General features: G+C 42.1%; 11 protein-coding genes. 1 reads left to right on the top strand and 10 read right to left on the bottom strand.

The window, feature by feature from the left end:
- Positions 1-154: 154 nt before the first annotated feature.
- From MSG36_RS20950 to MSG36_RS20915, 8 genes are all read right to left on the bottom strand, one after another.
- The gene (locus MSG36_RS20950) at positions 155-427 is read right to left on the bottom strand and encodes a hypothetical protein (protein ID WP_050650334.1); all 273 of its coding nucleotides are present in this window, start codon (positions 425-427) and stop codon (positions 155-157) included.
- An 84-nt stretch (positions 428-511) separates the two neighbouring features.
- On the bottom strand, positions 512-1039 hold the full coding sequence (locus MSG36_RS20945; protein WP_050634813.1) for a DUF3332 family protein: 528 nt from the start codon (positions 1037-1039) through the stop codon (positions 512-514).
- Positions 1040-1075: 36 nt separating this feature from the next.
- Positions 1076-1753, bottom strand: a complete 678-nt coding sequence (locus MSG36_RS20940; protein WP_086970530.1) for a hypothetical protein — start codon at positions 1751-1753, stop codon at positions 1076-1078.
- Between the two features lie 172 nt (positions 1754-1925).
- The gene (locus MSG36_RS20935; protein WP_086970532.1) at positions 1926-2792 is read right to left on the bottom strand and encodes a DUF302 domain-containing protein; all 867 of its coding nucleotides are present in this window, start codon (positions 2790-2792) and stop codon (positions 1926-1928) included.
- Positions 2793-2847: 55 nt separating this feature from the next.
- On the bottom strand, positions 2848-3345 hold the full coding sequence (locus tag MSG36_RS20930; RefSeq protein ID WP_248369578.1) for a hypothetical protein: 498 nt from the start codon (positions 3343-3345) through the stop codon (positions 2848-2850).
- A gap of 79 nt (positions 3346-3424) precedes the next feature.
- Positions 3425-3931: a chalcone isomerase family protein gene (locus MSG36_RS20925; RefSeq protein WP_086970538.1), complete on the bottom strand. Its 507-nt coding sequence runs from the start codon at positions 3929-3931 to the stop codon at positions 3425-3427.
- 61 nt (positions 3932-3992) lie between these two features.
- A complete protein-coding gene (locus tag MSG36_RS20920; protein ID WP_050650338.1) occupies positions 3993-4658 on the bottom strand; it encodes an NAD(P)H-binding protein in 666 nt (221 codons plus the stop codon).
- 446 nt (positions 4659-5104) lie between these two features.
- Positions 5105-5599 carry a hypothetical protein gene (locus MSG36_RS20915; RefSeq protein WP_086970540.1) on the bottom strand — a complete coding sequence of 165 codons (495 nt, stop codon included), beginning with the start codon at positions 5597-5599 and terminating at the stop codon, positions 5105-5107.
- Between the two features lie 233 nt (positions 5600-5832).
- Between MSG36_RS20915 and MSG36_RS20910 the strand changes: the two genes are divergently transcribed.
- Positions 5833-6156 (top strand): DUF1244 domain-containing protein, encoded by a 324-nt coding sequence (locus MSG36_RS20910; RefSeq protein ID WP_017094028.1) that lies wholly within the window; start codon positions 5833-5835, stop codon positions 6154-6156.
- Positions 6157-6364: 208 nt separating this feature from the next.
- Here the strand turns inward: MSG36_RS20910 and vexH are convergent, their stop codons facing one another.
- Both vexH and MSG36_RS20900 read right to left on the bottom strand, forming a co-directional pair.
- Positions 6365-9478, bottom strand: a complete 3114-nt coding sequence (gene vexH, locus MSG36_RS20905) for a vibriobactin export RND transporter permease subunit VexH (RefSeq protein WP_050654496.1) — start codon at positions 9476-9478, stop codon at positions 6365-6367.
- Positions 9478-10554, bottom strand: a complete 1077-nt coding sequence (locus MSG36_RS20900; protein ID WP_140402844.1) for an efflux RND transporter periplasmic adaptor subunit — start codon at positions 10552-10554, stop codon at positions 9478-9480. The genes vexH and MSG36_RS20900 overlap by 1 nt, the downstream gene beginning before the upstream one ends.
- Between the last annotated feature and the right edge of the window lie 403 nt (positions 10555-10957).

Raw genomic sequence — 10957 nt, 5'->3', positions numbered from 1 at the left:
GTGCGCTTAATGTAGGTATTATTTGAAGTAGTCATAATTCGTCCTCAATGTGTAAACACATTTCAGGACGGGACATACAATAAGAAAAAGGACGAAGTTAACTTCGTCCTTTTTCTTTATAACAAGCCCCTATTGAGACACTTATTAATCGCTATTACTGTGTTATTTTCGTCACTACAGATAAAGACGCATTATCACTATAAGTATCTACAAATAAAAACCCTTCTAGTTTAACTTTTCCTTTTGTGTTCTGAAGAGTTTCAAACGCATTATCAATATATTTATCTAATGAACAACATGACACTAGAAAGTTATCTGTTTGCACTAAAAAGCTACACCCCGGATAAGACATATCATCTACAGGTTGAATATTCTTTTTAGTAAGGCTACTTTTCACAATAAAACCAGTCACGCCAAATTGATTCATATTAATATCCTAAAAGCTTGATTATTAATCGTAAATATTTAGAAATAATAGGCGAACAATAACGTTCACTTTAACAATGGATGGTTATGAGCTCACTTCAAATGCTTCTGATAACGCCTCTACAGAGGTTTCAGAGACAAACTCACCATCAACAAAGTACTTAACGTTTGCACCTTCCTTCACGCCCGTTACCGTTGAAGAAGTGCCGTCAACATAAGTCACTTCCATCTCAATAGTATTTTCGTCAATAGTTCTTATGTGACTGTCTTCAATGTTGTGGTACGTCAGAGGATCAATCGGTGCATCACGCAGTGAAGGATCGAGATCACCGTTAATATCAATCATTGTCTCGACTTTACTATCAAAGATGTGCGGAGTGCCGTCGAAAGGGTTTGAACCCGTCCAGAACTCGATTGAGTTAACAACGAAGTAATCTGCCAATGTTGTAAAGCCATAAACAGGTGCCAATAAGAAGTTAACACCGCCACGTGCATAGCGGTTATCAACAACTTTAACATTAAATTCCATCAGTTTCTTGGTCGTAAAGTTACTACCGACGCAACCAGTTACAACCGGCACAATTAACATCAATACTGATAATTTTAGTACCATTTTTTTGTTTAAAAAATTCACTTTCTCGCCTACAACTTAAAAAAGATAACCTAATTCAACACCAAAAAACGTATCTTCACCTAATTCATAGGTACTTACTGATGCATTAACGTCAATTTTTCCGTTTGTCCATCCAAGTTTATTTTCGAAAATATTTTCATACCCCTCTGCATCAACAAAATACGTAAAGTCACCACGGTAGTACATATTACCAAATGGAACCAAAACCCCAGCCTCTACGTCGAAACCATCAGCAAGGTCACCACCATAGTAATTTGCACCAACATTCCACACACCAAACCTAGCATCCCCTACATAATTACCTCCAAATCGATAATTATTATATTCTCCATCTATGTTATTCCAAACGCCATCAATTACGACATTACTGGATATATTGTATTGACCTGTTAGCGACATAACGTCTGATGCTTCATCATCGTAGTCAAACGAGTAGTTTTTATATGTTATACCAACACTTGCTTTATCATTAATACCGTATGTACCGTCCAAAGATATTGCATCAGCATCTTCATAAGATTCATATTCACCTGTAATACTACTCTGGACATTTCTAATATCTTGACTGTGATAACTTATTTTATCTTGTTTTTTTTGCTCTAGGCTTTCATTAACAATAGCGTCACTTGCAAGAACTGAACTAGATAAAGAAATAAAAAACAAAGAAGATAATGTAACTAATTGTGTTTTCATGATATTCCAATGGTTAAATTTCAATGCCAAAATGGCGATGTTAAAATTAGGCTATTAAATTAGCCGTTGTTTTTAGGTAATAAAAAGCCACGCCATAATTTTAAAATCATAGCTTTTTACTAATGTGAATTAATTAGACGCTAATTATCGATATAATTATCAACGAGATAGATTATTTTTCTACGGCTCCGCCGAGAGTTTTACCCAATCGAAAGTTGATGACCTTATGAGAAATTGCATTGTCCTGATAATGGAGTTCAGACATGTCGACAATATTATTGTAGGCAACCGTCACTTGACCGTTTTCTTCAGTCACTAATACTTTTTGGCCAAAAGCATCCAATCCAATACTTGGGAAATCGGTCATTGCTTTTGCACCTGGCGCTGGCCCACCAAAAACGAGCAAGGTCGCATTAGGTAGAGACTCCCCAATAGCTTTCGCTCTAGCTTTAAAGTCCCAGTTCATAAACCAAACCGTGTCACCTTGAGCAAGAACATCTCGTTTAATATTGTTCAGTGTCGTTTCAAAATCATACTCTGATACTAATGTTTCAATGCCGTAGTTCTTTGTTAAGCCTTCGCTCTGAACTGGTGCAATGTTATCTAGCCCATTCGTTAGCAATGCCGTTTTTTCTGCGTACTGCTCAAGGGCTTCATTATCCATTATTCCGTGTCGCTTTTGAATAAACTGAGCATCGGTATAAATTACCTTTTGCTCGCCATTTTCAACATAATTCAAAACACGAAATGGTAAATCGAGCCCTACTTGTAAACTGTCTTTGAGCAACTGGGTATTCAACTTATCGTCAGTATAAAAGTCCACTCGACTTGGTGCTAAATATTCATTTGCCTTTTCAGCTAATCGAGAATGGTCGATAGTTAACACTTTATCTAACCCTTTATCTTCAGCGTTTCGATCAGCAATGAGCACACTCTCATCAACGGCATTTAGTTGAGATTGATGAGCGTTCTGATCAACGGTCGTTTCACAACCTAGAATGGGCAAAACAAACAAAGCAATTAAAGACAGTTTTTTCATATATAACCTCTTTAGTGTTTAAAAATGATTGAAGACAAAAACGAAACAATCAAATCTATTGAATATTATGCTCGGAAACAAAGTCTTCAAGAACCGAGTGGGCGCGCTTTAGGTCACCATCATTCAAATGGACTAAGTACCCATACAGCGCTTTTTCATGCTCTACCATATAAGTCATTTCTTTTTCATAACCGACGGGGCTGGATGCTTGAATATCCTTAAGCTGATGAACAAATCGCTCTGCGCTGCCCTCTAAATATTTCGTCCCTAAATATGGCATCACTTTCAAAGATAACGTCACTGTTTTAGCGAAAAACTTATCTTTACAATGAATAGTGCTATCAACACCGTACTGTTTGCGGACAGGGTTCATCACAACGGTATTGTGTTGCTCCATTTTACTGAGCAAGTCCAAGCTGTTTGCTGTCATACTGCCTGGCGGATTGTGTTTGAGTTCAGAAAATACCTGTTTACCTAAGTTTCGAAATACCAACTCATACTTAAGTCCCTTCGCAAACTCTCTGTACTCAGCTTTCTCAACTCTCGTCATCATATTTTCTCCACTCATAGCAACGAACGATGGCAAAGTTAGCATCATTATCATGAGGAACTTGCCCCACTTTAGTTGGCTGTTATAGCAAATCATCAACAGGGGTCTCGCCTAGCCAGATATTCCTTAAAGCAACACTCTGTTTTGAAGATGTTTTAGCCTGATACACAACGTCATTGTTATATTGAATCTGCATCGTTTCCCCTCTGTAGATAATGGCAATCACATCGTCTTTAATCAGCGGCATGGATAGGCTATCCACTAATTTTTGGATATTTGAGTCTTTCATATTGATGCCTGGGTTCGACTCTTCCAGTGCCTCAATCGTGGCTGTTGTAACTTTTTCTTGTGTTAACTTCTCAGGCGTAAACGTCAATAGAAGTGCGCTATCACCTTCTTTGTTTTTCAAGTGACTAATATCGTAATAGTCGACAAACCATAATGTACGAGTATTATCTGCGACCATTCGATAATCATCGTATCCCCACAAATCAAATTGTGCGTGCGAAGGCTCGGCTTTTAGCTCGTGACTGAGCGCTTCCCCGGCCATCACAAGAGTCATCAGCAAAAATGTTACTTTGTATCTCATTGGTATCTCTTCCTACATTCAGGTTTAAACATCGCAGGTGCTCGCTCATGCCGAGATGGGGCTAAGACGCTAGCTTCATCATGTCGAGAGAATCTAATCTCTCCACCTTTCTTGAGCTCGGAAATGTCAAATGAACCAAAATGCTGTTTGCAATATTCGATGCTTGAATTGGTCGGTATTTTTTCATTCTGCCGATCATCATCGGCTTAAGTACCTTAAGAGCACCTTGAAGTAACTTTTCGTCAGTTCTCTTCTCCTGTCGATCCCCTGCTAGCGGGCCCGGGTGTAGGAAAGTCGTTTTCTCAAAATCAAGTAATTCAACGTCATTTTCCATCTCCCCTTTGCAGCGAAGATAATGCGAGCGAGCTTTACTATCAGCTCCAAGACACGACACGACGATCAGGTGTTTCACTCCAAGATCTTTCATGTTTGCTGCGGTCGACACGACTAGGTCAACATCAATTGCACGAAGTTTATCTTTGGTACCCGATTTTTTAATCGTGCTGCCTAAAGCGATGATCCCAACGTCCGGAAGATCTGAATCTAAACGGATTGCAGGAACACTTAGATTACTGTCAATTATCTGCTTCAATTTCTGATGCTGCGTATTGAGTTCACGTCGAGACAGTGCGTAAACCGTACTGATATTCTGACTGCCTAATAAAGTACTCAGCATTTCTCGTCCAACTAAGCCACTCGAACCAGCAATAATGATTGATCTATTCATATGAAACTCACCGTTTAAAGTTATGTCGTCTCGACGTTGTATATATAATAAACGTAACAAACCGACCGGTCTAGTCAGGATATTGTCAACTTTGTCAAAATTAGACTGATCGGTTTACATATTCGAAGCTGAAACGCATTGGGCTCTGGAATATAGATCTGATCAGTGAGGGGTTAATACGCGAACGCTCGACAAGTTTTGGGGAGGCCGTTACTGATACTCCAAAAACCGGTGAGAGCCGATTTAAGTATCAGTATAGATATCGATGACTTGGTCGTTAAATGAGTCGTTGAAGTGTTTGGTACTTAAAACCGAGCGAGAGCTCAAGGAGGATATCTAGGGGGACAAGCTTTCAAATCGCCAATAGCGACGAAACAACATGAACACTTTACGTGTTAGGAGTTAGGCTCCGTTTCGCGCACTGCAAGTTGTGTAAATTAATCTATTTATTGCTGAATATTCTCAAGAACAGACTCGGGAATAATATTCTCTATCGCCACATACTGACCAACATCTAAGAACGCAAAACAGCTATAAGCCAAGCTACTCCAGCCTAAAATAGACAATGTCAGCATGCCAAATGTTTTCACGCCACTTTGATTCAATCGTTTGGAAACAAAGGTATAACTCGGAATTCCGACTAAGACAGGAGCTAAAATAGCCATCGAAAGTTGACCGTATTGATTCCATTTTTTCATGAATTTTCTGAGTTTTGGTTTAAAGACAGCGCTTTTTTGTTTCTTAAATAAAGTTGAATAGACCGGAGCAACTTTCCAACCGGCATACGCAGCAATCATCGCTGGGATTAAATTAAACAACAGCATTTCTGGGTAGGAGTAAGATAGAAACGCGGCAATAGCAGGCCCTGAATAGGTTTTCCAAAGGCTCAATAGCGCCATCGATAAACCAATAGCCAAGTATGTTTCAAATGCTAATGTCATGCTTTGATCTCCTCTCTCCGGTTTACTGCTTCAATGATCTGATTGTCTAATTTGAAGTGTTGAATGAATAATACACAAAACAGACCGACCGGTCTAGATGTAATTTTTTTATCCTATAAGAACCTAGAAATCTGAGGGGTACATACTCAAACCAATGAATGAGTATTGGCGTCAATCTCGCAGCCGTGTAGACTCTAATTAAGGATAATCATTAACTTGAAAAGGAAAGAGTTTTGGCTGAATTCAAATACAAGCAACTAACTCAAGAAGAACAAGACAAGCTAGATGCCGCTTCATTTCGTCGCCTATTATCTCATCTAGACAACAATAAAGACGTGCAAAACATCGACCTAATGATCTTGGCTGGCTTTTGCCGAAATTGCTTTAGCAAATGGTATGCAGCAGAAGCTGAATTAATGGGAGTCGATTTAGATTTAGACGATGCACGTGAACGTGTTTATGGCATGACTTACGATGAATGGAAAGCTAACCATCAACCGAAAGCGACGCCTGAACAATTGGCCGCGTTTGAAGCTCGCCAAGCGAAAAAGAGTTAAGAAATTGGACACCAAATAAGAGTTCGTATCCTGAGCGAAGTTTTATTTTCGATTGAACGCATTCCTACTTTCAATCATCAATATTTAGCAAACAAAAAGCCCAGTAACAGTCTCCAACAGTTGGACACCAGTTACTGGGCTTTCTTTATCAAGCTTTAAACTTAAGGGCTATAACAACTATCTATAGTCTAGCCCTTGGTTTTACCAACTAACCGTGAGAGGTTCTTCCCACGTTGTCATGGCTAAGCTCTTTATTAAGCTCCGCTTCCACGTGACCCGGAGAGCGTGTTGAGCCAGAAATCAGTCGGTACATCGCAGGGATAACGAACAGAGTAACCAATGTCGCGAAGCCCATACCGAAGAAGATAACCGTACCCACAGCCACTCGGCTTTCATAACCTGCGCCCGTTGAAGTAATCAATGGGATTGCGCCAGCTAGCGTCGTAAATGCAGTCATCATGATTGGACGTAAGCGTCGAGCCGAAGCATCAATGATCGCCTTTTCAAACTCAATACCACGGTCACGAAGTTGGTTAGCAAACTCAACGATCAAGATGCCGTTTTTGGTTACCATACCGATCAACATGATCATACCAATCTGGCTGTAGACGTTGAGCCCTTGACTCATCAACACGAGGCCCAAGAAGCCACCGAAGATACCCATAGGTACGGTGAACATCACCACCAGCGGGTTAATGAAGCTTTCAAATTGCGCGGCCAGTACCAAGTATGCGACCAGCATCGCTAGCGCAAATACCACTAGGATACTTGATTGGTTCTCTTTGAAGTCTTTTGACTCGCCAGAGTAGCTCACTGAAATATCACCAGGTAGCTGTTCAATCGCTTGTTCATCAAGGAAATCGAGCGCGTCACCCAGCGTGTAACCTTCCATTAGGTTCGCCTTGATGGTCACCGATTTCTGCTTGTTGTAGTGCGACAAACGAATCGATGATGCCACTTCTTCAATGTGCGTCAGCGTATCGAGTGTTACCAGCTCACCAGATTGAGTTCGCATGTAGATTTGGCTTAAATCGTTCGCGTTGTTGAAGCTGTTTTCATCACCACGTAGGTACACGTCGTACTCTTCACCACGGTCAACGAAGGTCGTTTCACTTCGTCCACCAAGCATGATTTCTAACGTATCTGAAATATCTGAAACGCTAACACCTAGCTCTGCTGCACGCTGCTTATCTACGGTTACCAATAGCTCTGGTGTTTTCTCAGAGTAATCGATGTCCGCACCTTCCATCATTGGAGAGTCTTCAGCTGCTTGCTTTAAGAGCTCTGCCCACTTCTGAAGTTCAGAATAATCAGAACCGCCAAGTACGAATTGAACAGGCTCACTTGAACCACCTTTGAAGCCCGGCATAAACGGGAATACACGCACATCAGGAATACCATTCAAAGATTTACGAACTTCGTTCAACGCTTCTTGTGCGGTAACGTCACGCTCATCCCAATCTTCTAGGATCATGATTACGAAGCCCGTTTGGTCGCCCGCATTACCACCAAACGCTGGCGATTGAATACTGAATGACTTCAAGAAGCCTTGACCAAGCAATGGCATTAAGCGCTCTTCAACGATGTCCATGTTGGCAGACATACGGTTGTAACTGGTTGCATCGGCACCACGAACAAACGCAAAGATAACACCACGGTCTTCTTGTGGCGTCAGTTGCGACGGCACTTGTTGCATCAAACCATAACTACCGCCCATACACGCGATAATGATGATTGGAGCCGCCCAACGCCAGTTTAGAGCACGGCGCAATACTGAGCGGTATCCAGACTCAAGCTTGCCAAATACGCGTTCGACAAACAGGTTAAAGCGGTTTGGTTTCACATTCGCTTTAAGGATCTTACTGCCTAACACTGGCGTTAGCGTCAATGCGACTAGCGACGAGAAGATCACCGACATCGCAAGCAATACAGAAAACTCGGTAAACAACAGGCCAACCATGCCGTCCATGAACGAGATTGGCAGGAATACCATTACCAATACAAGCGTTGTTGCGATTACCGCAAAACCTACCTCTCGCGTCCCTTTATAAGCCGCGAGCAGTGGCGATTCACCACGTTCAATATGATGGAAAATGTTCTCAACCACCACGATCGCATCATCGACCACCAAACCAATCGACAAGATAAGTGCCATCAAGGTAATCAGGTTGATAGAGAAACCGAAGTAGTACGCGGCAATAAACGACGAGATCAGAGATACAGGTACGGTTACCGCTGGAATAAGTGTTGCACGTGCTTGACCAATAAAGATGTAAAGCACAAGGATAACCAAGCCACCCGTGATAAAGAGCGTGCTGTAAACCTCAGAGATCGAACGGTCGATGAAGACTGTTGAGTCATAGTCGACAGCCAAACGAGTACCATCTGGCAAGAACTTTTGAATTGCTTCGACTTCTTTATGGACTAAGTCAGCCACCTCAAGTGGGTTCGCATCTGACTGAGGCACGATACCCATACTTACGTTAACAACGCCGTCACTCTTAAAGGTCGAGTTCTCGTTTTCTGCGCCAATGTAAACATCCGCTACGTCTTTTAAGTAGATAGGTGTGTTATCAGAGGCACGTTTAACGACTAGGTATTCGAAATCTTCCGCTTCAGTGTAAGAACGAGCAGTACGAACCGACATCACAATCGCATCGTTACGCACTTCACCACCTGGGCTTTCAATATTCTCACTGTTCAGTGCAGAAGTGATGTCCGAGGTAGTCACGCCACGACCCGCCATCTGAGCTGGTTTCAGCTTCACGTACATTACTTTGTACAAGCCACCTGATATATCCACTGAGCTGACGCCAGAAATCAAACTAAAGCGGTCAATCAACACACGTTCGGTGTAGTCGGTTAACTGCGTTCTGTCCATCTCTGTCGAACTTAAGTTAATGTAGACCGAAGCTTCACCACTACCATTGTTCTTGTAAACAATGGGGTCATCGGCTTCATCGGGCAATGAACGCTGCGCACGAGCTACGGCGTCACGAACATCACTCACACCGGTATTGAGGTCGTAACCAAGCTCAAAAGTAATCGTGATACGCGACATACCGTTACGCGTTGTGGATTCGATCTCATCGATACCACTGATTCCGGATAACTGGTCTTCAAGATTGGAGGTTATTTGGCTTTCAATGATGGTGGCAGACGCACCTTCATAACGAGTACTGATCGATACTACCGGGCTTTCAATATCTGGCATCTCACGAACTGCGAGCTTATTGAAAGAGACAATACCAAACACAACCAATAGTAGGCTCAATACGACGGCCGCTACTGGTCTCTTTACAGAAACATCAGATAACAACATTAGTTAGCGCCTTCTTGTGCTTTTTTATCGCTTGCTGCATCAGTTGGGCGATTAACAGTAAGCTCTTGAACCGAGACACCGTCACGCATATTCACGATACCTTGCACCACGATCTTCTGGCCAATTTCGATGCCTTTGTCGATCACGACTTCGTTATCAATACGTGCCCCAAGGAAAACTTCTGTACGAGTTGCTTTGTTATCTTCGTCAATAACATAAACGAAACGCTTCGTACCTGAATACTCAAGCGCTTGAACTGGAATGATTGGCGCTTCCACTGGTGGGAAGTCCATATCCGCTGCCACTAGCATGCCTGGCTTTAGATAATCATTATTGTTGTCGAAGTGGATTCGAACTCGAAGATTCAAGGTTTCAGCGTTAATACGTGAATCAATGCCAACGACAGTACCAGTGAACTGAGTGTCGCCCCATGCGCTAGTGCGAGCCGTTACTTTCATACCTTTAGACAGTTTAGAAAGGTAGCGCTCCGGGATCTGCAGATCTAATTGCATTACCGATAGGTCGTCTAGGGTCACGAGTTCAGTACCTGCAGTCACCATTTTACCGCGGCTAAAGTCGATAAAACCAACAGTGCCCGAGAATGGCGCGCTGATGTGAAGATCTTTCAGATTGGCATTTGCAGCAGCTAAACGAGCGTTGGCAATCTCTACGTTCGTTTTCTGAGCGTCAATTTCAGTTTGCGTGATCGCGTTACGTTTCACTAGGCGTTGAAATTCCGCTAGCTTACGTTGCTCGTCTTTTAGATAAGCTTGCGCTTCTGCAACCGCAGCTTTCGCTTTGTCATCGTCGAGTTGAACCAACATCTGCCCTTTAGTGACATCTTGATTGGCTTTAATGTTGATAGAGTCCACTCTGCCAGCCACTTCAGAAGTGATCATTACCGATTGCTCGGCTTCTAACTTACCGACCAACGAAAGAGATTGGCTAACTTGGTGAATATCAACCTGCTCAGTAACAACAGTGACAGTGCTAGGGCCCATACGCTTAGCAAGTACGGCTGGAGACGCCATAAGAATAGACAAGCTAAGCAGGGTTAAAACAGATTTATGCTTCATAATAATGGTCTGCAAGTAAGATTTATTATCTATAAATGAAATTAACCGTATTCTATCAACTAATGAATACTGTAACGTCAAGAAGTGTAAATCTAGATTAAATTCCGTTTACGTTTCATCACGTTTTAGACACATTGAACACAATACAGAAAGCCTGTCACCTCAAGGTGTTACCTATCAGTACGTAAACCTTAGTACAGATGTTCACTTCACGAGCAATATGCGTACTTTTCGCCATCTTTGCCCAAAAAGGCAGCATTTAACACAAAACCATAAGAAAAACCCTTTACAGGTTTAGCGTGTTTGCTATGATGCGCTCCGCACTTGAGAGATGCGTTGGGAAAAACATCTCTTTAGCCTATCCATTATGAGTTAGGAAAAAACACCCTGGAGGGGTTCCCGA

Origin of the sequence: Vibrio sp. 1CM8B (assembly GCF_023161685.1) — a bacterium.
Taxonomy (GTDB): domain Bacteria; phylum Pseudomonadota; class Gammaproteobacteria; order Enterobacterales; family Vibrionaceae; genus Vibrio; species Vibrio coralliirubri.
Note: the sequence above shows the minus strand (reverse complement) of the source record. Positions and strands in the feature narration are given on the sequence as shown.

Excerpts from the sequence above, each read along its gene's own strand:
- MSG36_RS20950 (WP_050650334.1), bottom strand. The coding sequence starts at position 427 with ATGAATCAATTTGGCGTGACTGGTTTTATTGTGAAAAGTAGCCTTACT.
- MSG36_RS20945 (WP_050634813.1), bottom strand. The coding sequence starts at position 1,039 with ATGGTACTAAAATTATCAGTATTGATGTTAATTGTGCCGGTTGTAACT.
- MSG36_RS20940 (WP_086970530.1), bottom strand. The coding sequence starts at position 1,753 with ATGAAAACACAATTAGTTACATTATCTTCTTTGTTTTTTATTTCTTTA.
- MSG36_RS20935 (WP_086970532.1), bottom strand. The coding sequence starts at position 2,792 with ATGAAAAAACTGTCTTTAATTGCTTTGTTTGTTTTGCCCATTCTAGGT.
- MSG36_RS20930 (WP_248369578.1), bottom strand. The coding sequence starts at position 3,345 with ATGATGACGAGAGTTGAGAAAGCTGAGTACAGAGAGTTTGCGAAGGGA.
- MSG36_RS20925 (WP_086970538.1), bottom strand. The coding sequence starts at position 3,931 with ATGAGATACAAAGTAACATTTTTGCTGATGACTCTTGTGATGGCCGGG.
- MSG36_RS20920 (WP_050650338.1), bottom strand. The coding sequence starts at position 4,658 with ATGAATAGATCAATCATTATTGCTGGTTCGAGTGGCTTAGTTGGACGA.
- MSG36_RS20915 (WP_086970540.1), bottom strand. The coding sequence starts at position 5,599 with ATGACATTAGCATTTGAAACATACTTGGCTATTGGTTTATCGATGGCG.
- vexH (WP_050654496.1), bottom strand. The coding sequence starts at position 9,478 with ATGTTGTTATCTGATGTTTCTGTAAAGAGACCAGTAGCGGCCGTCGTA.
- MSG36_RS20900 (WP_140402844.1), bottom strand. The coding sequence starts at position 10,554 with ATGAAGCATAAATCTGTTTTAACCCTGCTTAGCTTGTCTATTCTTATG.